The 23,917-nt window shown below is 73.6% G+C and carries 19 protein-coding genes; 6 read left to right on the forward strand and 13 right to left on the reverse strand.

Features of this window, described 5'->3' with window-relative positions:
- Positions 1–3 precede the first annotated feature (3 nt).
- Entirely contained in the window at positions 4–1,860 is a 1,857-nt protein-coding gene (locus ACFPL3_RS12235; protein ID WP_343944384.1) for a caspase, EACC1-associated type, read from the forward strand.
- Positions 1,861–1,965: 105 nt separating this feature from the next.
- On the opposite strand, the gene ACFPL3_RS12240 is transcribed toward ACFPL3_RS12235, so the two are convergent.
- The 3 genes from ACFPL3_RS12240 to ACFPL3_RS12250 are packed head-to-tail and all read right to left on the reverse strand — an operon-like array spanning position 1,966 to position 5,553.
- Positions 1,966–3,555: an AbgT family transporter gene (locus ACFPL3_RS12240; RefSeq protein ID WP_343944383.1), complete on the reverse strand. Its 1,590-nt coding sequence runs from the start codon at positions 3,553–3,555 to the stop codon at positions 1,966–1,968.
- A 27-nt stretch (positions 3,556–3,582) separates the two neighbouring features.
- Entirely contained in the window at positions 3,583–4,911 is a 1,329-nt protein-coding gene (locus tag ACFPL3_RS12245) for a M20 family metallopeptidase (protein WP_343944382.1), read from the reverse strand.
- Positions 4,912–4,968: 57 nt separating this feature from the next.
- Positions 4,969–5,553, reverse strand: coding sequence for a dihydrofolate reductase family protein (locus ACFPL3_RS12250; protein WP_343944381.1), 585 nt, complete (start codon positions 5,551–5,553; stop codon positions 4,969–4,971).
- Between the two features lie 100 nt (positions 5,554–5,653).
- Between ACFPL3_RS12250 and ACFPL3_RS12255 the strand changes: the two genes are divergently transcribed.
- Positions 5,654–6,151 carry a MaoC family dehydratase gene (locus ACFPL3_RS12255; RefSeq protein WP_343944380.1) on the forward strand — a complete coding sequence of 166 codons (498 nt, stop codon included), beginning with the start codon at positions 5,654–5,656 and terminating at the stop codon, positions 6,149–6,151.
- 32 nt (positions 6,152–6,183) lie between these two features.
- Here ACFPL3_RS12255 and hrpA read toward each other — a convergent pair whose 3' ends face one another.
- The 3 genes from hrpA to ACFPL3_RS12270 all read right to left on the reverse strand — a co-directional run bounded on the left by hrpA (position 6,184) and on the right by ACFPL3_RS12270 (position 11,707).
- A complete protein-coding gene (gene hrpA, locus ACFPL3_RS12260; protein ID WP_343944379.1) occupies positions 6,184–10,320 on the reverse strand; it encodes an ATP-dependent RNA helicase HrpA in 4,137 nt (1,378 codons plus the stop codon).
- 30 nt (positions 10,321–10,350) lie between these two features.
- Positions 10,351–10,611, reverse strand: a complete 261-nt coding sequence (locus tag ACFPL3_RS12265) for a hypothetical protein (RefSeq protein WP_343944378.1) — start codon at positions 10,609–10,611, stop codon at positions 10,351–10,353.
- A 502-nt stretch (positions 10,612–11,113) separates the two neighbouring features.
- Entirely contained in the window at positions 11,114–11,707 is a 594-nt protein-coding gene (locus ACFPL3_RS12270) for a TetR/AcrR family transcriptional regulator (protein WP_343944377.1), read from the reverse strand.
- A 123-nt stretch (positions 11,708–11,830) separates the two neighbouring features.
- Here ACFPL3_RS12270 and ACFPL3_RS12275 point away from each other — a divergent pair, with 123 nt between their 5' ends.
- On the forward strand, positions 11,831–12,778 hold the full coding sequence (locus tag ACFPL3_RS12275) for an SDR family oxidoreductase (protein ID WP_343944376.1): 948 nt from the start codon (positions 11,831–11,833) through the stop codon (positions 12,776–12,778).
- A gap of 237 nt (positions 12,779–13,015) precedes the next feature.
- Here ACFPL3_RS12275 and ACFPL3_RS12280 read toward each other — a convergent pair whose 3' ends face one another.
- Positions 13,016–13,834: a serine hydrolase domain-containing protein gene (locus ACFPL3_RS12280; protein ID WP_343944375.1), complete on the reverse strand. Its 819-nt coding sequence runs from the start codon at positions 13,832–13,834 to the stop codon at positions 13,016–13,018.
- On the reverse strand, positions 13,827–14,507 hold the full coding sequence (locus ACFPL3_RS12285; RefSeq protein WP_379588955.1) for an SDR family oxidoreductase: 681 nt from the start codon (positions 14,505–14,507) through the stop codon (positions 13,827–13,829). The genes ACFPL3_RS12280 and ACFPL3_RS12285 overlap by 8 nt, the downstream gene beginning before the upstream one ends.
- Before the next feature lie 25 nt (positions 14,508–14,532).
- Between ACFPL3_RS12285 and ACFPL3_RS12290 the strand changes: the two genes are divergently transcribed.
- On the forward strand, positions 14,533–15,408 hold the full coding sequence (locus tag ACFPL3_RS12290; protein ID WP_343944372.1) for a DUF72 domain-containing protein: 876 nt from the start codon (positions 14,533–14,535) through the stop codon (positions 15,406–15,408).
- On the opposite strand, the gene ACFPL3_RS12295 is transcribed toward ACFPL3_RS12290, so the two are convergent.
- Positions 15,392–16,555: an MFS transporter gene (locus tag ACFPL3_RS12295; RefSeq protein WP_343944371.1), complete on the reverse strand. Its 1,164-nt coding sequence runs from the start codon at positions 16,553–16,555 to the stop codon at positions 15,392–15,394. The genes ACFPL3_RS12290 and ACFPL3_RS12295 overlap by 17 nt on opposite strands.
- A gap of 59 nt (positions 16,556–16,614) precedes the next feature.
- The gene (locus ACFPL3_RS12300; protein ID WP_343944370.1) at positions 16,615–18,222 is read right to left on the reverse strand and encodes an acyl--CoA ligase family protein; all 1,608 of its coding nucleotides are present in this window, start codon (positions 18,220–18,222) and stop codon (positions 16,615–16,617) included.
- Positions 18,223–18,316: 94 nt separating this feature from the next.
- On the opposite strand from ACFPL3_RS12300, the gene ACFPL3_RS12305 reads away from it, so the two are divergent.
- Positions 18,317–19,126: a class I SAM-dependent methyltransferase gene (locus ACFPL3_RS12305; RefSeq protein WP_343944369.1), complete on the forward strand. Its 810-nt coding sequence runs from the start codon at positions 18,317–18,319 to the stop codon at positions 19,124–19,126.
- A 620-nt stretch (positions 19,127–19,746) separates the two neighbouring features.
- Here ACFPL3_RS12305 and ACFPL3_RS12310 read toward each other — a convergent pair.
- From ACFPL3_RS12310 to ACFPL3_RS12320, 3 genes are all read right to left on the reverse strand, one after another.
- Complete coding sequence (locus ACFPL3_RS12310; RefSeq protein WP_343944368.1) at positions 19,747–19,947, reverse strand: ferredoxin; 201 nt, start codon at positions 19,945–19,947, stop codon at positions 19,747–19,749.
- Positions 19,948–20,015: 68 nt separating this feature from the next.
- Positions 20,016–20,348: a hypothetical protein gene (locus ACFPL3_RS12315; protein WP_379588956.1), complete on the reverse strand. Its 333-nt coding sequence runs from the start codon at positions 20,346–20,348 to the stop codon at positions 20,016–20,018.
- A 147-nt stretch (positions 20,349–20,495) separates the two neighbouring features.
- Entirely contained in the window at positions 20,496–22,373 is a 1,878-nt protein-coding gene (locus ACFPL3_RS12320; RefSeq protein WP_343940947.1) for a propionyl-CoA synthetase, read from the reverse strand.
- A gap of 238 nt (positions 22,374–22,611) precedes the next feature.
- Here ACFPL3_RS12320 and ACFPL3_RS12325 point away from each other — a divergent pair, with 238 nt between their 5' ends.
- Positions 22,612–23,913, forward strand: coding sequence for a GDSL-type esterase/lipase family protein (locus ACFPL3_RS12325; RefSeq protein WP_343940946.1), 1,302 nt, complete (start codon positions 22,612–22,614; stop codon positions 23,911–23,913).
- Positions 23,914–23,917 lie beyond the last annotated feature (4 nt).

Consider the following 23,917-nt stretch of genomic DNA (forward strand, 5'->3'; position numbering starts at 1 on the left):
CCGGTGGGCAGGCGCCTGGCGTTGCTGATCGCCACGCAGGAGCACGACGACCCCGCGCTGCGCCGGCTCACCGCCCCGGCCGCGGACGTGGAGGCGCTCGCCGCCGTGCTGCGGGACCCGCGGATCGCGGGGTTCGAGGTCGACGTGCTGATAGACGAACCGCACCACCGGGTGGGCGAGGCGATCGGCGAGCTGTACCGCGACCGCCGCCGCGACGACCTCACCCTGCTGTACTTCACCGGCCACGGCCTCAAGGACGACGACGGCAGGCTGTACCTCGCGACGTCCAACACCCGCCGGGACAGCCTGCTGTTCACCTCGCTGCCCGCCGCGCAGCTCGACCAGGCGCTGGAGGGCTGCGCGTCGCGGCAGAAGGTCGTCGTGCTCGACTGCTGCTACAGCGGCGCGTTCCCGGCCGGTCGCGGGATCAAGGCGGCCGGCGACGTCCACGTGCTCGAGAGGTTGCAGGGCACGGGCCGTGTGGTGCTCACGGCGTCGGACGCGGCGCAGTACTCGTTCGAGGGCGACCGGGTGCACGGCAGCGCGACGCAGTCGGTGTTCACCCGGCACCTCGTCGACGGGCTCCGCGAGGGCACCGCCGACCTCGACGGGGACGGGGACATCACCGTCGACGAGCTCTACAGCTACGTCCACGACCGCGTCGTGGAGGAGATGCCCCGGCAGCGGCCCAAGAAGAAGAGCGACGTCCAGGGGCACATCGTCATCGCCCGCAACGTGGCCTGGACGGCCCGGCCGCCTGCCCCGCCCGGGAGTCCGCAGCCGCGCGGTGACGCGCCGGGCGTCGAACCGGCGCCGGAACCGGGCCGGTCGCGGCGACGTCCGGCCCTGGTCGCAGGCGCTCTGGCGCTCGGCACTGCGACCGGGCTGATCATCGCCTCCACACTCGTCCCGGACGGTGCCGCCGGTGGCGGGAACGAACCCCCGCCGGCCGGCGAGCCGGCCATCGGCACCATCGGCACCATCGGCGCGATCACGGTCGGCCCCGACCCCGGGGGGATCGACTTCTTCAACGACCGCGACGGCGGGCGGCGTGCCGCCGTCGCGGTCGGCGTCGGGTTCACGCTCGTGGACACCGGCAACAACGTCGTGGACGAGACCCTCGACCTCGAGAGTCGGGGTGCCGACATCGCGGTCGCGCTGGGGAACAGCCGAACCTGTGTCGCGACGGACGAGGGCCTGGTCGTGCTCGATTCGAACCCCTCGACGCCTCAGGTCCTCGGCGTCGCGCTCGAGGGCGAAGAGGTCCAGAGCGTGGTGGCCGCACCCGACGGGGACCGCGTGTACGCCACGACGCCGTCGGGAGTGACCGCCGTGGACGTGCGGACCGGCGCCGTCACCCCGATCGACGACGGAGCAGGACGGAAGCCCGGGCTGGAGGTCAGCCCGGACGGGGCGCGGATCTACGTGGCGAACGCCGACCACGACCTGGTCTCGGTGATCGACCCCGCCACCGCGACCTCGGAGCGCACCATCGCGACCGGTCCCTTCACCCTCGACGTCGCGCTCAGCCCGACCAGCCCCACCGGTTACGTCGCCCAGGCGTCGGCGGTCGGGGTCTTCGCCACCGACGGCACCACACCCGCGTTCACGACCATCCCCGTCCCGGGCGGGGACGTCGTGCAGGCCGTCGCCGTCACGCCCGACGGACGCCGGGTCTTCGCCGTGACGCGCGGCGGCGGCCGCGTGATCGAGATCGATGCCGGCACCCGGACGGTCACGCGCGCGTCGGATCCCGACAGCGCCGTCACCGCGGCCGACATCGCGGTGACCGACACCCACGCGTACGTCAGCGATCGGGCCTCGGGCCGCCTGATCGTGCTCGACATCTCCGGCGGCTGACCCCGGCCGCCGACGCCGCGCGGTTGCTCGGGGCCCCACCGGTCGTGGCCCGCAGCGCGCCGTACCCCAACGACTTCCCCGCGCTGACCGGACGGGCTCGAGTCGTCAGGGCTGCACGTGCACGCCGACGCCCGGCCCGAGCGGGATGCCGAACGCGTAGAACACGGTCAGGACCAGCACCCACGCCACCCAGAACGGCACCACGAAGGGCACCATCTTCGCGATCACCGTGCCCAGCCCGGCGTTCGGCTGGTAGCGCCGCACGAAGGTCAGCAGCACGATCATGTACGGGTTGAGCGGGGTCATCACCTGCGTAGCCGCGTCGCCCACGCGGAACGCGCCCTGGATGAACGCGGGCTCGTAGCCCAGGAGCAGGAACATCGGCACGAACACGCTCGCCATCAGCGTCCACAGGCTGGAGCCGGACACGACGAACAGGTTGAGCAGCGAGGCCAGCACGACGAACCCGAGGATCGCCGGGTAGCCGGTGAGGCCGATCGCCCGCAGCAGGTCGGCACCCGAGACCGCGAGCCACGCGCCGATGTTCGTCCAGGCGAAGAGCGCGATGAACTGGCCGAGGATGAACGCCAGCACGATGAACCCGGAGAGGTCCTTCAACGCCCGGCCCATCAGCGCCGGCACGTCCGAGCCCCGGCGGATGGTGCCCGCAGCGATGCCGTAGGCGAGCGCGGGCACGAAGAACGCCAGGAACACGAGCGTGACCACCGAGTCCAGCAGCGGGGACTTCGGCAGGTAGCCGCCGGTCTCGTTGCGCAGCGGGGAACCCGGTACGAGCACCAGCACGAGCACCGCCGCCGTGAGCACGAGCAGCGCGACCCCGGCGAGGCGCAGCCCGCGCCGCTCGGCCGTGGTGACGGTGGAGCTCGTCGGTTCGGCCGTCGGGTCGTCCGGCGTGGGAGCCGGCCGGTCGTCCTCCTCGACCTCGGTGTCCGGGAAGGCGGAGCGCACGAGCCCCGGCTCCACGACCCGGTCGATGATCAGGCCCGCGATCAGGCTGAGCACGACCGCGGAGACGACGTTGTAGAAGTAGTTCGAGATCGGCGTGACGGGCGTGCCGGTGACGGGGAGGGTGGCCGCCACCCCGTTCGTGATGCCGGCGAGCAGTGCGTCCAGGCTCGTGACCAGCAGCGACGTCGAGTAGCCCGCACCCACGGCGGCGAACCCGCCGATCAGCCCGGCCACCGGGTGCCGGCCCGCCGCCTTGAACACGATGGCGGCGAGCGGCGGGATGATGATGAACGCCGAGTCGGCCATGACGCTGCCGCTCACGCCGATGAACCCGAGTGCGTAGGGCAGCATCCAGCGCGGAGCACCCGAGAACGCGAGCCGGATGAGCGCCGCGAGCATCCCGCACCGCTCCGCGAGGCCGACCGCGAGCATGATCGTCACGACGGTGCGCAGCGGCGGGAACCCGATGAAGTTCTCCGCCAGCCCGGTGAAGAAGAACTCCAGGCCTGCCCCGCTGAACGCCCCCCGCACCGGGGTGACCTCGTCGTCGTCGGGGATCATGACGGACACCCCGAACGCCGCCATCACCGACGACAGCACGGCCACCACGAGCGTGAGCAGCACGAACAGCATGAAGGGTTCGGGCAGCCGGTTGCCGGCGCGTTCGATCCAGTCCAGCGCGCGGTCGAGGCGGCCGGGTGGGGCGGACTGGCTGACGGTGCTCACGCGGCCTCCTCGCGGTTCGTTCCGGGGTCAGTCGAAGTAGGTCGGCACGTCGATCGGTCCGCCCGCCGCCGCGAACTCGGCGCGGACGGCGTCGCGCAGTGCGAGATCGGCCAGGTAGTCGGCCGCGGTGAGGGCGAGGCCGACCGCGCCGTCGAGCACCGCGCGGTCGCCCGCCGCGCTGCCTGCCGCTTCCGCGAAGTCCGTGGTGTGCAGGGCGACCGTGGGATCGGAAACCGCGATCATCGGGTGGAGCGCGGGCATCCGGTAGCTGAGGTTGCCGAGGTCGGTGGACCCGGTGAGGAAATCGGGCACCACGCCGGGCGGCAGCGGCTTGCGCCCCACCGGCTCCTGGTTCACCGCCCAGCGGGCGGCGAGGGCGTGGTTGAAGCGGATCGGCAGGTACGCCGGCTGGTCGTCCCAGCGCAACTCGACGCCGCAGCCGGTCATCGCCGCGGCACCGTGCGCGATCTCCGTGAGCCGCACCGCCAGGTCCCGCAGCGTCTCCGGTGCCGCCGACCGGGCGTAGAACTGCACGGCGGCGCGCTCGGGCACGACGTTCGGCCGGGCGCCTCCGTCGGTGAAGATCCCGTGCACCCGGTCGCTGCCCGGCAGGTGCTGGCGCAGCGCGGCCACGCCCTGGTAGGCGGCCACCGCGGCGTCGAGGGCGTTGCGGCCCATGAACGGCTGCGCCGACGCGTGCGAGGCCACCCCGTGGAACACCATCTCGACCTGGCGGCGGCCGAGGAACGGGTGCAGGGCGATGTCGTGGGTGAAGGGGTGCAGCATGATCACGGCGTCGACGTCGTCGAAGACGCCGGCCCTGGCCAGCGCCTCCTTGCCGCCGCCGCCCTCCTCGGCCGGCGTGCCGATCAGCGACAGCCTGCCGCCGAGCCGCTCCTGCGCACCTGCCGCGGCGAGGAAGGCGCCCACCGCGGTGGCGCAGATGATGTTGTGCCCGCACGCGTGGCCGATCCCGGGTAGTGCGTCGTACTCCGCGAGCACCCCGATGTGCGGGCCCTCGGTGCCGCGCGTGGCCACCAGAGCGGTGTCGAGCCCGCCGACACCGACCTCGGCGGTGTGCCCACGGCGCTCCAGCAGCTGCGCCACCGCCCGGACGGAGCGGTGCTCGGCGTACCCCTCCTCCGGGTGGGCGTGCAGGTCATGGCTGAGCGCGACGAGGTCGTCGCCGCACTCCCGGACCGCGGCGAGCACGGCCGAGCGGATCTCCTCCGGCGCACCCGCGTGCTCCGAGGTGATCGGCTCCGCGGCGCGCACGGCGCGTTCGGTGGCCGCGGTGAGCGACCGCAGGTAGCTGTCGTCGGGCGGCGACGGCCTGGTCGGATCGGGCTCCCGCATGATCGGGACCTTAACCCGCGTGAGCCGCAGGCGCCGCCCGTCGCGCCGTTCTGATCGTCAGGGCACGGGGTGCAGCGTCGGCCGGTAGACGAGCTCCTGGGTGCGGCCGTCGAGCGTGCGGGTCTCGATCAGCTCGAGATCGAAGTCCTCCGCACCCGCGAAGATCGGGTCCAGCCCGGACCGGCCGGTGATCACGGGGAAGACCGTGACCTGGATCCGGTCGACCAGGCCGGCGGCCAGCAGCGCCCGGTTCATCGACAGGCTGCCGTGCGAGCGCAACGGCACGGGGGACTCCTCCTTGAGCCGGGCGACGACGTCGACGGCGTCGCCCTTGGCGAGGGTGGCGTCCGGCCAGTCGAGGGGGCCGTCCAGGGTGGTCGACACCACGGTGGCGGGCAGGTCCACCATCCGCGTGACCCACGGGTCGCGGACGTCGGAGTCCTCGGTGCTCGCGGCCAGCATCTGCGTGAAGGCGCGGTACGTGGTGGCCCCGAAGACCATCCGCTGCTCCTCGCCGTACACCGCGAAGCGGTGTTCGAGCAGCTCGGGGCCCTGCTTGCCCCAGTAGCCGGTCCAGTCGCCGCTCGCGGCGCCGAAGCCGTCGAGGCTGGTGAAGACGTCGAACGTGTACGTGGCGGTCACGGGTTCTCCTCGTGCGCGGTCCGAGAGGGTGTGACAGGACAGACCACGGACGGCGGCGGAAGTCATCGCCGATCGCCCGATCCCGGCAGATCATGGGGGCATGACCCGCTCCCTCGGTGCCACCGACTTCACCGCCCCGATCGACGACCGCTGGTTCGACGACTACGTCGAAGGCGCGCAGTACGAGTACGGCCTCCTCACTGTGAGCGAGGAGGAGATCCTCCGGTACGCCGAGCAGTTCGACCCCCAGCCGATCCACATCGACCCCGGCTTCGCCGTGAGCGGGCCGTTCGGCGGCCTGATCGGGAGCGGCTGGCACTCGGCGGGGCTCGCGATGCGCCTGCTGGCCGACCACTACCTGTCGAAGGTCGCGAGCCTCGCCTCACCCGGCGTCGACGAGCTGCGCTGGAAGGTGCCGCTGCGGCCCGGCGACCAGCTCCGGCTGCGCGCCACGGTGCTCGAGTCGCGGGTGTCGCGCTCGAAGCCCGACCGCGGCATCGTCGTGACGCAGGTGGAGCTGCTCAACCAGGACGACGGCGCGCCGATCTCCTTCCGGGCGATGAACTTCCTCGCCGTCCGCCCAGCTCAGAACCCGTGAGTGGATACGAGTGCTCCAGCACTCGTATCCACTCACGGTAGGTCGTCGATCGCCTTCTGGATCCGCTTGATCGACACCGGGTACCGGGTGCGCATCGGGTGGGCGTACAGCCCGACGCGCAGCTCCTCGATCATCCAGCGGATCTCGCGCAGCGCCGGGCCGGGCTCCACACCCGGTGGGAGCGCCGCCAGCTCGGCGGCGTACTCGTCGGCCACCACGCGGACCTGCGCCGTCCACTCGGCGTCGCGGGCCGGGTCGGCGCGCAGCTTCTCGATCCGCCGCTCCACGGCCTCCAGGTAGCGGGCGACGTCGGCGAGCCGGGTGGCGCCTGCCGCCGTGGCGAAGCCGGGGCCGACCAGCGCGTTGACCTGCGCGGTGACGTCGGCGACGCCCGCGGCCAGCACGGGGGCACGCAGGTCGGCCAGCTGCGCCTGCACCCGGTGCCACACCACGAGCACGCCGCGCACGGCCTGCAGCACCTGCAGGGTGGTGGCCGGCAGCTTGTCGCGGAAGAGCGTGCGCAGGCGCGCGTAGGCCCGCTCGTCCCACGCCGGGCCGCCCGCGGCGGCGATCAGGTGGTCCGCGGCGGCGGTGACGCAGTCGTCGAGCAGCGCGGCCACCGAGCCGTGCGGGTTGCGCGACAGGGCCAGCTTGGCGGCGTTGTCCAGGTCGCGCTGCACCTGCCGCACCGGTGAAGGGGTCTCCAGCAGCAGGAGCCGCCGCACCCCGCGGTGGTGGGCCGGATCGCGCTCGGGCGCGGTGGGGAACACCCGCACGTCCACGCTCGTGCCCCGGTCGACCAGCCCCGGGTAGCCGGTGACGGTGTGCGATCCGCGCCGGATCGGGTGCTCGCGGGGCAGCGTGCCGAACGACCAGGTGGTGGCGCCCGTGGTCTCGATGTCGACGCCCGCGGCCGCCAGCTCCGCGCGCACCTTCGGGGCCAGCTCGTGGCGCAGCGCCTCCAGGTCGGTGCCCCGCGCCACCTCGCGCCCGGCTTCGTCCACCACCCGGAACGTCACGGTGAGGTGCTCGGGCAGCCGGTCGAGCTCCCAGGCCTCACGGGGGATCTCGACGCCCCGCATCCGGCCGAGCTCGCGCTCCAGCCCGTCGAGCAGCGGTTCGCGCCCGGCCTGCAGGCGGGCGAGCACGGCGCGGGCGTGGTCGGGGGCCGGGGAGAAGAGCCTGCGCAGCTGCTTGGGCAGCGTGCGGATCAGCGCGGTGACCAGCTCCTCGCGCAGCCCGGGCACCTGCCAGGTGAACGGCGTGGGGTCGACCTGGTGCAGCGCGGCCACCGGCACGTCCACGGTGACGCCGTCGCTGCGCGCGCCCGGCTCGAACGCGTAGGACAGCGGGAGCGTGAGCCCACCGGCCTCGACGTGGTCGGGGTACGCGGAGCGGTCGACGCCCGCGGCCTGCGCTGTGCGGAGCATCTCCTCGGTGAAGTCGAGCAGGTCGGGGGTGCGGCGCGACTCCTTCTTCCACCACGAGTCGAAGTGGCGCCCGGAGACGACGTGGGCCGGGATGCGTTCCTCGTAGAACGCGACGAGGGTGTCCTCGTCCACCACGAGGTCGCGGCGGCGGGCCCGGTGCTCCAGCTCCTCGACGTCCTCGAGGAGCTCGCGGTTGGCGTGGAAGAAGCGGTGGCGGGTGTCCCAGTCGCCCTCGACGAGGGCGTGCCGGATGAACAGCTCGCGGGAGGTCTCGGGGTCGATCCGCCCGAAGTCGACGGTGCGGCCGACGACGATCGGGATCCCGTACAGCGTGACGCGCTCGGTGGCCACGGCGGCGGCGCGCTTGCGTGACCAGTGCGGCTCGGAGTACGTGCGCTTGACCAGGTGCCCGGCCAGCGGCTCGATCCACTCCGGCTGGATGCGGGCGGCGGTGCGGGCGAAGAGGCGGGAGGTCTCCACCAGCTCGGCCGCCATCACCCAGCGCGGGGGCTTCTTGGCCAGCGGCGAGCCCGGGAAGATCATGAATCGGGCGCCGCGGGCGCCGAGGAACTCCCGCCCGGTGCCGCGCCGATCCTTGGGCCGATCCTTCCCGCGGTCGCCGCGCTCCGGGCCGTCGTCGCGCAACCCGATCTGCGAGAGCAGCCCGGACAGCACGGCCATGTGGATGCGGTCCGGGTCGGCGTCGGTCTCGTTGGGGGTGAGGCCGGCGTTGCGGGCGGCCTGGCGCAGCTGGGAGTGCAGGTCCTGCCACTCGCGGATGCGCAGGAAGTGCAGGAACTCGTCGCGCAGCAGCCGGCGGAACCGGTTGCCGGACAGCTCCCGGCGCTGCTCGATGACGTAGCGCCAGAGGTTGAGGAACGCCAGGAAGTCGGAGCCGCCCGCGTCGAGGGTGGTGCCGTCGGCGGTGAACTCGCCCGCGAACCGGGCGTGCTTGGCGTCGGCGGCCTGGCGCTGCTCGGCCGGGCGCTCACGCGGGTCCTGCACCGACAGCGCCGCGGCGATGACGAGCACCTCGCGCAGGCAGCCGTTGCGGTCGGCCTCCACGAGCATGCGGCCCAGCCGGGGGTCCACCGGCAGCGCGGCGAGCGCCCGGCCCACGGCCGTGAGCCTCTTGCCGTCCAGCGCGCCGAGCTCCTGCAGCAGCGCGATGCCGTCGGCGACCGCGCGCGGGTCGGGCGGCTCGACGAACGGGAAGTCGGTGAGCTCGCCGAGGTCGAGCGAGATCATCTGCAGGACGACCGACGCGAGGTTGGTGCGCAGGATCTCCGGGTCGGTGAACTCCGGGCGCGCGTCGAAGTCGTCCTCGCTGTAGAGCCGGATGCAGATGCCGTCGGCCACGCGACCGCATCGGCCCGCCCGCTGGTTTGCGCTGGCCTGCGAGATCTTCTCGATCGGCAGCCGCTGCACCTTGAGCCGGCGCGAGTACCGGGAGATGCGCGCGGTGCCGGTGTCGATCACGTAGCGGATGCCCGGCACCGTGAGCGACGTCTCGGCGACGTTCGTGGCGAGCACGACCCGCCGCCCGGGGTGCGGGGCGAAGACGCGGTGCTGCTCGGCGGTGGACAGCCGCGCGTAGAGCGGGAGGATCTCGGTGTTGCGGAAGTCGCGCCTGGCGAGCGCCTCCGCGGTGTCGCGGATCTCCCGCTCGCCGGGCAGGAACACGAGGATGTCGCCGTCCCCCTCGCGCTGCAGCTCGGCCACGGCGTCGCCGATGGCGTCGAGCTGGTCGCGGTCCGGGTCGTGGTCGGGGTCGTCCAGGTCGACGACGGGCCGGTACCGGATCTCGACCGGGTAGCTGCGGCCGGAGACCTCGACGACCGGGGCGTCGAAGTGCTTCGCGAAGCGCTCCACGTCGATGGTGGCCGAGGTGATGATCACCTTGAGGTCCGGGCGGCGCGGCAGCAGCTGCGTGAGGTAGCCGAGGATGAAGTCGATGTTGAGGCTGCGCTCGTGGGCCTCGTCGATGATCAGCGTGTCGTACTGCCGCAGCATCTTGTCGCCCGCGAGCTCCGCGAGCAGGATGCCGTCGGTCATGAGCTTGACCTGCGTCTTCTCGCCGACGTGATCGGTGAAGCGCACCTTCCAGCCCACCGTGTGGCCCAGCTCGGTGCCCAGCTCCTCGGCGATGCGCGCCGCGACGGTGCGGGCCGCGAGCCTGCGCGGCTGGGTGTGCCCGATCAGCCCGCGCACCCCGCGGCCGAGCTCGAGGCAGATCTTCGGCAGCTGCGTGGTCTTGCCGGACCCGGTCTCGCCCGCGACGATCACGACCTGGTGGTCGCGGATCGCCGCGGCGATGTCGTCCCTGCGCGCGCTGACCGGCAGCGCCTCCGGGTAGCGGATCGTGTACTCGCCGGCCCGGCGCGCGGCCATCCGCTGCTCGGCGGTGTCGACGGCGGCGGCGATCCCCGCCGCCGCACGGGCGCGCGCCGCCGCGTCACGGGTGCGGCGCACGGTGTGCAGGCGCCGCGCAATCGCGTGCTCGTCCTGCAACGAGAGCGCGGGCAGGCGCTCGGCGAGCGCGTCGAGCTCCGCGTCGGAGACGGGAGGGGCGTCGCCCGCCGGTACCGGCAGGCCCTCGCCTGCCTGCCGGGAGCGGGGCCTGCGGCGCCGGGGACGCCGAGAACGCCCGCCGTCGCGGGAGGGGACGGCGGGCGTGGTGTCCGAGGTGGCGCCCGGTTCGGGGCGCGCGTCAGCCGCTCGGGCCGGGGGAGGGGACATCGGTGCGGGAATCTGCCTCGCGGTGGGGGGTCAGACCGAGCGTAGGGCGGGCACGAGCTCGTCCGCGACCGGGTTGTCGGTCGCGGGGTGCTCGACCAGCGCCAGGACGCGGCCGGCCAGGAAGCGCGCCGTGCGCACGGTGCTGCCGCCGCGCGTGGTCTCGCTGACCTCGACGACCCCTCGGGAGTGGGTGATGTTGACCTTCCGGCCCGCCCGCGTGGCCTCGATCTCGTAGGTGCGTGTGGTGCCGCTGCCGGCGTCGATGACGATCTCTACCCGGTCGCCCTTCATGACGGTCGCCGCCCTTGCAGTAGGAAGTGTCCGCTGGGTACAACGTGCTGCTCCCGCGCTGAATTCCCAGCTCAACGATGCCGTACACCGGAGGATGTGGGGGGCGGCGCTGTCGGGGGCAGCGCCGCCCGGGCAGCCGCGTCGACGGCGGCGGGAACGCCGGACGCGGCAGGTCTGTGGGGCGGGAGCGGTCCGAAGCCGGGCGCCGGTCGCCTCACGGCGCGAGGCACACCCCGCAGGGTGGCGAGTGGTTGGGACCCGGGGACTCGGATCGCCCGGCGTCGGACAGTTCCTGCAACCATCCCGGGCCGGGTTCTGTTCCCGGCGCGAGAGGGGTGTCCGGACCGAGCGCTGGTCGCCTCGCGGCGCGTGGCACGACACGGCTCCAGCCGGACGGTATTCCGTGAAGGCTCTTTATATGTGAGACCCGGGGACACAGGTCGCCCGGCCCGGACACGCTGTACAACGGGCGACCCCGCCGGATGATTCCCGGCCGCGGAGATCAATTCGGGGGAGTTCGATCCGGGCCGGGCGGCGCGGTGCTGGAGAGGGCGCGCAGCTCGTCGAACGCCCGCTCGAGGTGCACCGACAGGCCCTGTGCGGGCTCGTCGACCCAGGCCTGCACCGCGTGCTGGTAGGCGGCCCAGCCGGTGCGGGCCGCGAGGTCGGCCACGCCGGCGGCGGTCCCGCGCCGCCGCAGTGCCTCCGCCACGGCCTCGACGAGCCACGCGTGCTTGGCCAGCTCGCGTTCGCGCAATGCGGGCGTGGCCGCGATGACCTTCCAGCGCGGTTCGGAGTACGGGCGGGTGTTCTCCAGCTCCTGGGCGGACCTCCGGAATGCGTGGAGCAGCACCGCGAACGGCTCCAGCCCGTCGGGCGCCTCGGCGACCGCTTGCGCCAGCGCGGCGCGCAGGTCGCCATCGCCGTCGAAGAGCACCTCGCGCTTGTCCGGGAAGTGCCGGAAGAAGGTGCGCTCGTTGACCCCGGCCCGGGCGGCGATCTCCGCCGCCGTGGTCTGGTCGAACCCCCGTTCCAGGTAGAGCTCCAGGGCCGCCTCCCGCAGGCGCCGCCGCGCTTCCGCTCCGCTCCGTGGCACCGGCCGAGGCTACCGCGTTGTGCCAGTGACTGGCGTCACGTTGTGTCAGTCACTGGCGCTACGCGTAAGGTCAGCGACTGGCGCTACGTAGTGCCAGTTACTGACACAACGGGGAGCATTCGCATGCACGTCTTCGTCACCGGCGGTACCGGGCAGACCGGACCCACCGTCGTCGCCGAGCTCGTCGCGGCCGGCCACACCGTCACCGGCCTGGCGCGCTCGTACGCCGCGGCTGCGCGGCTGGCGGCACTGGGCGCCGTGGCGCACCGCGGATCCCTGGACGACCTCGACGGCCTGCGCCGCGGCGCCGAGGCCGCCGACGGCGTCCTGCACATGGGGTTCGGCGGCAGCTTCGCCGACCCCGACGACCTCGTCCGCCGGGACACGGCCGCGATCGAGGCGCTCGGGGACGCCCTGGCCGGAACGGGAAAGCCGTTCGTCAGCACGTCGGGCACGCTGGTGATGCCGGCCGGCCGGGTCAGCACCGAGCACGATGCGCCGGACCCCGACTCGGTCGCGGCCTTCCGCATCCCCGGGGAGCAGGCCTGCCTGCGCTACGCCGCACGCGGGGTCCGGGCCTGCGTCGTGCGGCTCGCGCCCACCGTGCACGGCCCGCACGACCACGGGTTCATCCCGGCCCTGATCGCGGCCGCGCGCCGAGCGGGCGTCTCGGCCCACACCGGCGACGGCACCAACCGGTGGCCCGCCGTTCACCGCGCCGACGCCGCGCGCCTCTTCCGGCTCGCTCTGGAGGGAGCTCCCGCCGGCAGCGTGGTGCACGGCGTGGGCGAGAGCGCCGTCCCGATCCGGAGCATCGCCGAGCAGGTCGCACAGATCCTCGACGTCCCGCTCGTCTCCCAGACCCCCGAGCAGGCCGTCGCGCACTTCGGGAACCCGTTCCTGGCCGGGTTCTTCTCCCTCGACGTGCCCGTCTCCAGCGCGCACACCCAGGCGCTGCTGGGTTGGTCCCCGGAGGAAGCGACCCTGCTCGAGGACCTCAGGACCGGCGACTACTTCACCCCGGAGGCCAGTGCCCGTGCCGAGGAGATCTGGTCGGTGCACGTTCGCTAGTGCGGCCCGGTGGCCGTGGACGTAGCAGGGGCTCATGCCCCCAGCTCGCGGCTCGTGCCGGATGTGATCAGCGCGAGACGCACGCCGGGGCTGTTGCCGCAGCCGTGAGGTACTGCTCAGGCCGATCGATCGGACCGAGAAGCGCGTCCCAGCGGGCAGTACGACAGCCACGTGCTGCTCGAGCGCCCCGAGGACCAGATGCCGTTCCGGACGGCCCCCGGAAGCGGTCACGACGAATCAGAGGGCCGCGAGGACGGCGTCGGTGTACGGCGGCCAGGCCTCGGCCGCCCACGCGCTGAAGTTGCGGTCGGTCAGCACCACGCACGCCGCGCCGACGTCCGGGTCGACCCACAGGAAGGTGCCGGACTGGCCGAAGTGGCCGAAGGTGCGGGGCGAGCTGTTCGCGCCGGTCCAGTGCGGCGACTTCCCGTCGCGGATCTCGAACCCGAGCCCCCAGTCGTTGGGCTGCTGGCGGCCGAAGCCGGGCAGGACGCCGTCGAGGCCGGGGAAGGCCACCGTGGTGGCCTCGTCGAGGGTGTCCGGGTGCACGAGGGTGGGCGTCAGCAGCTCGGCCGCGAACCGGGCCATGTCGTCGGCGGTGGAGACACCGCCCGCCGCGGGGGAGCCCTCCAGCCTGGTCTGCGCCATGCCGAGCGGGGCGAGCACCGCTTCGTGCAGGTAGCGCTCGAACGGCATCTCGGCGGCCGCGGCGACGGTCTCGCCGAGCACCTCGAACCCGACGTTCGAGTAGATCCGGCGCGCGCCCGGTTTCGCCTGCTGCACCCCGTCGGAGAACGAGAGCCCGGAGGCGTGGGCCGCGAGGTGGCGCACCGTGGAGCCCTCGGGACCCGCGGGCGTGTCCCACTCGACCGCCCCCTCCTCCACGGCGACGAGCAGGGCGTAGGCCGCGAGCGGCTTGGTGACCGAGGCCAGCCGGAACTCACGGCCGGTCTCGCCCGCGGTGGCGCGCACCCCCGTGGCGTCGACGACCGCGGCCGCCGCGTGGCCGACCGGCCAGTCGAGCACGGCACCGACGGCCGTCCGCAGGTCAGGCATCGCCGTACACCGGGATCGCGGCGCCGCTGATCGGGGCGGCGTCGGGGCTGCAGAGGAAGGCGATGACCTTCGCGATCGCCTCCGGGGCGACCGCGCGCTCGGCCTGCTTCGGGGTCATCCAGGTGCGGTTGGCCGGCGTGTCGATCGTGGAGGGCAGCACGGCGTTGACCCGGATCCGGTCGCCCCGCAGCTCCCCGGCCAGCACCGTGGCGAGCCGGACGACCGCGGCCTTGCTCGTGGCGTGGGCGACGGGGGCGGCGCCGGTCAGCGCGGTGCGCGCCCCGGCCAGCACGATCGAACCGCCGCCGCGCGCCGCGAGCCGCGGGGCCGCGGCCTGCGCCGCCCAGAGGGCGGAGCTGAAGTTGGAGCGCCACAGGCCCTCGAGCTGCTCCTCGTCGACCTCCGCGAGGGAACCCGGCACGAACCCGCCCGCGAGCGCGACCAGCCCTTCCGGGGTGACGGGCAGGGCGTCCACCTCGGCGAACGCGGCCTGCACCGCCGCGCGGTCGGCGAGGTCGACGGGCACGGCGTGCACGCCGTCCTGCGCGCCGAGCGCGTCGAGCCGCTCGCCCGGCCGGCCCAGCGCCACCACCGGGTGGCCGGTGGCCCGGAACTGCGCCACCACGGCGTGCCCGAGCGCACCCGCGGCCCCCGTCACGATCAGTGCGTCCACGCGGCCATCCTGCCCTCGTCCTGGAATGCTCGCGCGGGTGGCTGGGGTCTGGGTCGGGACGTCGGGGTGGCGCTACCCGCCGTGGCGGGGCACGTTCTACCCGCCGGGCCTGGCGCAGCGCCGGGAGCTGGAGCACCTGTCCCGGCAGGTCACCAGCATCGAGATCAACGGATCCTTCTACTCGTTGCAGCGCCCGGAGTCCTATCGCGCGTGGGCCGACGCAACCCCGGACGGGTTCGTGTTCTCGGTGAAGGGCGGGCGCTTCATCACGCACATGAAGCAGCTGCGCGACGTCGAGACGCCGCTGGCCAATTTCTTCGCCTCGGGGGTGCTGGCGCTGGGGCCGAAGCTCGGGCCGGTCCTGTGGCAGCTGTCGCCGCGCACGGCCTTCGACCCCGACCGCGTCGCAACCTTCCTGCGGATGCTGCCGCGCAGCACGGGCGCGGCGGCCCAGCTCGCAGCCGGGCACGACGAGCGCCTCGACGGGCGCTCGTACACCGAGGTCGACGCCGATCGCCCCCTGCGGCACGCGCTCGAGGTGCGCCACCCGTCGTTCTGCCGGGCCGAGTTCGTGGAGCTGTTGCGGGCGCAGGGCGTGGCGCTCGTGGTGGCCGACACGGCAGGCACGTGGCCGCACCTGGAGGACGTCACCGCCGACTTCGTCTACGTCCGGCTACACGGTGCCACCGAGCTCTACACCAGCGGCTACACCGCGGACGCGCTCGACGAGTGGGCCGCGAAGGTGCGGGCGTGGCGGGGCGGGGAAGCACCCACCGGCGAGTTCACCGTGGCGCCTGCCGCGGCCACCGTCCCCGGGGGCCGGGACGTGTACGTGTACTTCGACAACGACGCCAAGGTGCACGCGCCGTTCGACGCCATCGCGCTCATCGCGCGGCTGTGACGGCCTCCCGGTGGGCCACGAGCATCCGCCTGCCCACCACCATGAGCACCCCGGCCACCAGCATCGAGGCCGCCCCCATGAGCCACGCCGCGGTGAACGAGGCGTGGGCGGCGACGAACCCGAACGCGATGGGCCCGGCGAACCCGCCGCCGTAGACCCCGACCTGCACGATCGAGGTGGCCGCTGCGGGCGCCTCCGGGTGCAGGCGCACCACCGCGAACTGCAGCAGGCCCGGCCACGACCAGCCCAGCCCGAACGCCAGCACGGTGCCGGCCACCAGCGCGGGCGGGCCGGGCACCGCCAGCAGCACGAGCCCCACCGCGCCGGCCATGAGGCTCCCTGCCACCACGGCGATGTGCCCGCCCGAGCGCCGGTCGGCGAGCCACCCGTTGACGAGCCGCAACGTCAGCCCGACGACACTGCCCAGCGTGAGCGTGAGCCCGGCGAGGCCCGCGTCCACGCCGCGGTCGACCGCGGCGGCCACGAGGAAGATCCCGAGCGCGGAGGCGGCGCCCGCGCCCAGGCCGGCGGCGAGGCCGATGACGCTCAGCGCCCCGGTGGCCCGCTCGCCCGACGCCGCGGAGGCCCGTCCCCGCCCGTCGGACCCGCGCGGGGTGAGCAGCAGCGCACCGAGCGCCAACCCCGTGGCGATGAGGTAGGCCCACCGCCAGCCGATCGTCAGGGCGATCCCGGGCACCGCGGCGCCCGAGAGCAGCGTGGCGATCGGGATGGCGGCCTGCTTGATCCCGAAGGAGAACCCGAGTCGCGTGGCCGGCACGTGGCGCGCGAGCGTCAGGTTCGACGAGAGCTGGGCCAGCACGTTGCACCAGGCGCAGCACAGCAGCATGACCACCAGCCCCGCGTAGGAGCGGGCGAACAGCGCGATCGACCCCATCGCGCACGCCGTGCCGAGCAACGCGAGCCTGCTCGTCGGCCCGGCGCCGAAGCGCTCCACCAGCCAGCCGCACGGCAGCGACGCCACCGCGCTGATCCCGAAGTAGAGCGCCACGACGACGCCGAGACCGGCCGGGTCGAACCCCAGCTCGGCCGAGATCTGCACGGTCAGCGCGCCGGTGAGGAACACCGGCAGCACGGATGCCGTGGTCGTCGTGACGGCGCCGACGGCCGCCCGCGCGGCACGAGCCATATGAGCAATGCTAAGGGGTTAGGGTGCCCGCGCCCGTTGTGAGCATCACGACGTCGCGATCAGCCGCGGATGCGGGACGCGTGTCCGGACCACTCCTTCTCGCGCAGCTCGAACTTCTGCACCTTGCCCGTGGACGTCTTCGGCAGCTGCTCCACCAGCTCCACGACCTTCGGCGCCTTGTACCGGGCGATGCGGGACCTCACGTGCTCGATCAGCTCGTCGGGGGTGGCGGTCTTGCCTTCGGCGAGTACGACGAACGCCTTCGGCCGCTCGCCCCACTGCTCGTCCGGCACCCCGATGACGGCCGCCTCCAGCACCGCGGGGTGGGACACGACGGCCTGCTCGACCTCGATCGTCGAGATGTTCTCCCCACCCGAGATGATCACGTCCTTGGCGCGGTCGCGCAGCTCGACGTAGCCGTCGGGGTGCAGCACCCCCAGGTCACCGGAGTGGAACCAGCCGCCCGCGAACGCCTTCTCGGTGGCCACCGGGTCCTGGTAGTAGCCGAGCATGACGTTGTTGCCGCGCATCACGACCTCGCCCATCGTGGTGCCGTCGGCGGGGACGTCGTTCATCCGCTCGTCCACCACGCGCAGCTTGTCGGCACAGACCATCCCGACGCCCTGGCGCGCCTGCTTCGCCGCGCGCTCCTCGACCGACAGCGCGTCCCACGCGCGCTGGTACTGGTTCACCGAGTACGGGCCGTAGGTCTCGGTGAGCCCGTAGACGTGCACGATCCGGAACCCCATCTGCTCGGCGTGCCCGATCGTGGTGGGGCTCGGCGGCGCCCCCGCCGTGGTGATCGTGATCGGCCGTTCGAGCTCGCTCGCCTCCGGCGCGCGCAGGATCGTGGTGACCACGGTGGGCGCCCCGTTCAGGTGCGTGACCCCGTGCTCCCGGATCAGCTGCCAGATGACGTCGCCGCGCACCTCGCGCAGGCACACGTGCGTGCCGCCCACCGCCGTGATCGCCCACGGCGTGCACCAGCCGTTGCAGTGGAACATCGGCAGCGTCCACAGGTAGACGCTGTCGAACGTGTGCCCCGAGTGCACCACCTCGCCGAACGAGTTGAGGTACGCGCCGCGGTGGGAGTACTGGACGCCCTTTGGCCGCCCGGTCGTGCCCGACGTGTAGTTGATCGAGATGCAGCTCGTCTCGTCGGCGACCTCCCACGCCAGCGGCTCGTCGTTGCCGCGCGCCAGCAGGTCGTCGTAGGTGACGCCGCTGCCGGTGCCGTCGCCCGGCTGCGCTGGATCGATCACCGTGATGATCTCGTCGACCGTCTCCAGCGTGCGCGCGAGCGGCGCCACCGCCGGGTAGAGCGTGGCGTCCACCACCAGCAGCTTCGCGCCCGAGTGGTCGAGGATGTAGCGGATCTCCTCGGTGGCCAGCCGGGTGTTGATCGCCACGAGCACGGCGCCCGCCAGCGGCACCGCGAAGTGGGCCACCAGCATCTCGGGGATGTTGGGCAGCAGGTAGGCCACCCGGTCGCCGGGCCCGATCCCGGAACCGCGCAGCGCGTGCGCCACCCGCGTGGCCTCGGCGGCGAACTCGGCGTAGGTGTGCCTGCGGTCGCCGTGGACGATGGCGGTGCGGTCGGGGAACACCTCCGCCGAGCGCTGCAGGAACGTCAGCGGAGTCAAAGGGGTGTGCCAGACGGCGGTCATCTCGCCTCCTTGCGCGTCGTAGGAGATCCTCGGTGCTGCCGGGCGGCACGACAACCGCCGAAACCCGGTTTCGCGGTGATCGATACTGGCGATCGTGGCGTCCATCCCCGAGATGATCGAGGCGAACCGGGCCAACTGGGACGCCCGGGTGCCCGTCCACCTGCGCGGCTACGACCTCGACCACCTGCGCCGCGGTGGGCAGCGCCTCGCCGGCTTCGAGTACGCCGCGATCGACGTGGCCGGCCGCGACGTGCTCCACCTCCAGTGCCACATCGGCACCGACACCATCTGCCTCGCGCGGCACGGGGCGCGGGCCGTCGGGCTCGACCTGTCCGGCGCCTCCGTCGCCGCCGCCCGCGAGCTGGCCGCCGAGTGCGGGGTGGACGTCGAGTACGTCGAGAGCGACGTGTACGCGGCGGTCGAGGCACTCGGTGGCCGCCGGTTCGACGTCGTCTACACCGGCAAGGGCGCGCTGTGCTGGCTGCCCGACCTCCACCGGTGGGCGCGGGTGGTGGCCGAGCTGCTCCGCCCCGGCGGCGTGCTCTACGCGATCGACTTCCACCCGCTGCTGCTCGCCGCGGCCGACCCCCAGCCGGAGCACGGCCTGCTCCTGGACGGCAACTACCTCGGCGCGGGCCCCGAGCGCTACGACTCACCCGACACCTACGCCGGCCGGGGGGCGCTGTCCGGGAGCACCGTCAGCTACGAGTGGGCCCACGGGCTCGACGAGGTGCTCGACGCCGTCCTGTCGGCGGGGCTGCGGCTCACCGCGTTCGTCGAGCACGACGTCAGCTGCTGGCGCCGGTTCCCCGGGATGACCGACCTCGGCGACGGCTGGTTCGGCCTGCCGAACGGCGCCCCGCGCCTCCCGCTGATGTTCTCCGTGCGGGCGGTTCAGCCCTAGCCGATCGGTGGGCGCGGTGCGCCCGCGTGATCGGATCGAGCCGCACACCGGGGCCCATGGGGGAGCTGTGGTGTGCTGCTCAGGCTGGTCAGGGGTGGTTGATCAGCACGTTGCTGCGGGTGCGGCGACGGTGTGGTGCGGCTCGGTCGTGATCGCGGGCGAGGCCCCGGGGCGGCGGCGGGTGGTCGGTCCGAGTCGTACATCGGAGTGGCGGGCGACCCTGGCTCCTGCGTACCAGGTCGGGCGTGTGGTGGCGCGAGCAGCACGTTGCTGCGGGGGTGGCGACCGTGTGGTGCGGCTCGAGGTCCGGTGGCGCTCGTGATCGACCTGAGCAGCGCACCTGTGTCGTGCGGGGAGCTGTGGTGTGCTGCTCGGGCTGGTCAGGGGCGGTTGAGCAGCACGTCGCTGCGCGTGGCGCCACCGTGTGGTTCGGCTCGGCGAGTGGTGGCGAGCTCGACGCCGGTCTGGCGACGGGTGATCGGTCTGAGCCGCACACCGGGGTTGGTGGGTCGGCACTGGCGTGCGAGTGGGCAGATCGCGCGCGCGTCATCGGTTGCCCATGGCTGTTGCGGCAGCAATGGGCACCGATACGGCGGCGGCTCGAGGACCTGACCCCTCGGCTAGGAGTCGTCCTCCACGAGGCTGATGGCCGCCCGGGGGCAGGAGGCCACGGCCTGCTCGAGCCGGGGGCGCATGGACTCCGGCGGGTTCTCGTCGAGGATGTAGAGGAAGTCGTCCTCCCGTACCTCGAACACCTCGGGGACGATGCCCATGCAGACGGCGTTGGACTCGCAGAGATCGAAGTCGACGGCGACCTTCATGCGCCCCATCGTCCTCGACCGCCGCGGCCGTGGATAGTCAGGCGACCCTCACCAGCGGGCCCACCGGGTCACCGGCGGCCGGCCTCGGCGGTGCCCGCCCCGCTCGCCGGGTGCACGGCGACCTGCCGGCTCCCGGTGCCGGCCCGGTCCTCGCAGGCGGCCTCGTCGCCGCCGGCGCAGCCGGGCCCGTCCTCCTCGTCGGCGACGGCGGGGGTGGTGACGGGGGCGCCCGCGTCGACGGGGCGCACGGCCGGCGTGGCCGCGGGGCAGCGCTCGACGTCGGCGCAGTCCACGTCCACCCGCGGGCCCGCGGCCAGCGCGGCGCCGGCCATCGCCACGACGAGCACGCCGCTGCCCGCGGCGGCGACGGCGGACAGGCGGGCGCGGCGGGCAGCGGGCATGGAGCGGTCCTCTCGGGGACGGGGAGCGGCCGCCGTGGGGGAGCGTCGGCCTGCCCGCTTGTCTCCGCGTCGCCACCCCGCGTTACCGAACGACTACGAATTGCTCCATCTTGCCCTGTCGCAGCCGTCGAACGGCGGTGCCCGCTGCTACTCGCGGCGCAGCACCGGACGCAGCGCGTCGAGGACCGAGGCGTCGTCGATCGTGCTGGGGACCGGCTCGTCGGCCCCGTCGGCGATCCCGCGCATCGTCTTGCGCAGGATCTTCCCGGAGCGGGTCTTGGGCAGGGCCGCCACGACCGCGACGTCGCGGAGGCTCGCCACGGCGCCGACCTGCTCGCGCACCAGCTGCACGAGCTCGGCGCGCAGCTCGTCCTGGTCCCGCTCGACCCCGGCCTTGAGCACGACGAAACCGCGGGGCACCTGCCCCTTGAGGGCGTCGGCCACGCCGATGACGGCGCACTCGGCGACGTCCGGGTGGGAGGCGAGCACCTCCTCCATCCCGCCCGTAGACAGGCGGTGCCCGGCCACGTTGATCACGTCGTCGGTGCGGCCCATCACGTAGACGTAGCCGTCCTCGTCGAGGCGCCCGCCGTCGCCGGTGAGGTAGTAGCCGTCGAACGCGGACAGGTAGGAGGCCACGAAGCGGTCGTCGTCGTTCCAGAGCGTGGGCAGCGCTCCCGGCGGCATCGGCAGCTTCACGACGATCGCGCCGTCGGTGCCTGCGGGCGCCTGTGCGCCGGAGGTGTCGAGGACCTGCACGTCCCAGCCCGGGAGCGGCTTCGTGGGCGAGCCCGGCTTGATCGGCAGCAGCTCGATGCCCGCCGGGTTGGCGACGATCGGCCACCCGGTCTCGGTCTGCCACCAGTGGTCGATCACCGGGATGCCGAGCAGGTCGGACGCCCAGCGCTGCGTCTCCGGGTCGAGGCGCTCACCGGCGAGGAACAGGTACTTCAGGCAGGAGATGTCGTACTTGCGCGTGAACTCGCCGTCCGGGTCCTCCTTCTTGATCGCCCGGAACGCGGTCGGTGCGGTGAACAGGCTCTTCACGCCGTGCTCGGAGACCACGCGCCAGAACTGCCCCGCGTCCGGGGTGCCGACCGGTTTGCCCTCGTAGAGCACGGTGGTGGCCCCGGTGAAGAGCGGCGCGTAGACGATGTAGGAGTGCCCGACGACCCACCCGACGTCGGACGCCGTGAACATCGTCTCGCCCGCGTCGACGTCGTAGACGTGGGGCATCGTCCAGCGCAGCGCCACCGCGTGGCCGCCGCTGTCGCGCACCACGCCCTTCGGCTTCCCGGTGGTGCCCGAGGTGTAGAGGATGTAGAGCGGGTCGGTGGCCTTGACCGGCACGCAATCGGCCGGGGTGGCGGACGCCATCGCCTCGGCCCAGTCGACGTCGTCGGGACCCATGGCCGCCTCGGCCTGCGGGCGCTGCAGGATCACCCGCTTCGCCGGCTTGCGCTCGGCGAGCTCGACGGCGGCGTCGAGCAGCGGCTTGTACTCGATCACCCGCTTGCCCTCGATGCCGCACGACGCGGACACGATCACGGTGGGCGCCGCGTCGTCGATGCGCACGGCCAGCTCCTTGGGGGCGAACCCGCCGAAGACCACCGAGTGCACGGCGCCGATCCGCGCGCACGCGAGCATGGCGATGGCGGCCTCCGGCACCATCGGCATGTAGATCACCACGCGGTCGCCGCGCCCGACGCCGAGGCCGGCGAGCACGCCCGCGAACCGCGCCACCTCGTCGCGCAGCGCCGCGTAGGTGTAGGTGCGCTGCGTGCCGGTGACGGGCGAGTCGTAGATCAGGGCCGCCTGGTCGCCGCGGCCCGCGTCGACGTGCCGGTCGAGGGCGTTGTGGCAGACGTTCAGCTCGCCGTCGGGGAACCAGCGGTAGAACGGCGCGCGGGAGGCGTCGAGGGCGCGGGTGGGCATCACGTGCCAGTCGATCGCCTGCGCCGCGTCCAGCCAGAACTTCTCCGGGTCGTCCGTGCTGGCCCGGAATACGTCCTCGTACTCACCCATCCGATGGCCTCCTCGCCTCGACTCGCCCGTCACAGTAAGCCGCGCGCGGAGCGGATCGCAGGCCTGCGCGCGGGGCACCTGGCCGGGTGGCGGAGCCGCGCTCGATCGGGGACGACGGGGTACCCCGAGGTGGACGCAACGTAGCGTGACCACCCGTTCGGCCGACTACCTTTCGTGTGTCCCGGTCGTTCCACGTTGCGTAGTCGGCCAATCACGGCTCGCGACGGAGGAGGACACGGTGATCGGGAACGGACCCGGGTGGGGCACCGGGAGGCTGCCGTCGGTGCTCGCCGTGCTCGTGGCGCTGAGCTGCTCCGTCGGCCTGGCGGTCGCCACCGGTGAGTCGTACCGGCCCGTCGCCGCCGCGGCCGACGGTTGCCGGCCCACCTGGATCAGCGCGTGGCAGGCCGCCGCCCAGCCCGGGCCCGCTCTGCCCGGCCTCGGCGGGGCCACGGTGCGGATGGTCGTGCACCCGCAGGTCACCGGATCGCAGGTGCGGCTGCGGCTGTCGAACGCGCACGGGAGCACTCCGCTGGCCGTCGGTGCCGTCACCGCCGCCCGCTCCGACGGTGCAGCCGGGCTGGTGCTCGGCACGGCGCGGCCGGTCCCGTTCGGCGGGCAGCAGGCCGTCGTGATCCCCGCGGGTGGCGAGGTCGTGAGCGACGCCGTCCCGCTGGTGGCCGAGGCGGGTGGGCCGCTCGCGGTGAGCCTGTTCCTGCCCGTCGTGCCGCCCGTGCTCACCCAGCACGTCGCGATGCAGAACTCCTACCTGTCCGGGCGCGGCGACGCCACCTTCGGCGACGCGGGCGCCTTCGGTGAGCGGATGCCGTCGTCCGTGGTGCTCACCGGCGTCGACGTGTTCGCGCCGCGACCGGTCAACGCGGTGGTGGCCGTCGGCGACTCGATCACCGACGGCATGGGCGCGCTGCCCGGGCAGACCTGGCCCGACGTCCTCTCGGGCCGCCTGGCCGACGCGGGCGGTGCCACGCGGATGGCGGTGCTGGGCGCAGGCATCTCCGGCAACCGGCTCCTCGCCGACGACGGGCCGCAGCAGGGCGACGTGCCGCTCAGCAGGTTCGACCGCGACGTGACCGCGGCGAGCGGCGCCACCGACGTCGTCCTGCACATCGGCACGAACGACCTCGCGGCGGGCCGCAGCGGCGCAGACGTCGTCGCCGGGCTGCAGCGCTACGCCGAGCACGCCCGGGCGGCGGGCAAGCGGGTGTTCCTGACCACGGTGACCCCGTCGCTGGCGGGCCCGCACGGCACCCCGGCCGCCGTCGCCGCGCGCGCCGAGATCAACGCCTGGGTGCGCGAGCACGGCGGCGCTTACGCCGACGGCGTCTTCGACTTCGCCGCGGCCGTGGCCGACCCCGCGAACCCCGCCCGGCTCGCCCCCGAGTTCGACGCGGGCGACGGGCTGCACCTGTCCGCCGCCGGGTACCACGCGCTGGCCGCCGTCGTCGACACCACGCAGCTCACCGGCAGCCCGTGCCTCGCGGGTGACCCGCCGGCCCGCGTGCTGGTGGCCAACCGCTGAGCGC

Origin of the sequence: Pseudonocardia zijingensis, assembly GCF_042657305.1 — a bacterium.
Classification (GTDB): Bacteria; Actinomycetota; Actinomycetes; order Mycobacteriales; family Pseudonocardiaceae; genus Pseudonocardia; species Pseudonocardia zijingensis.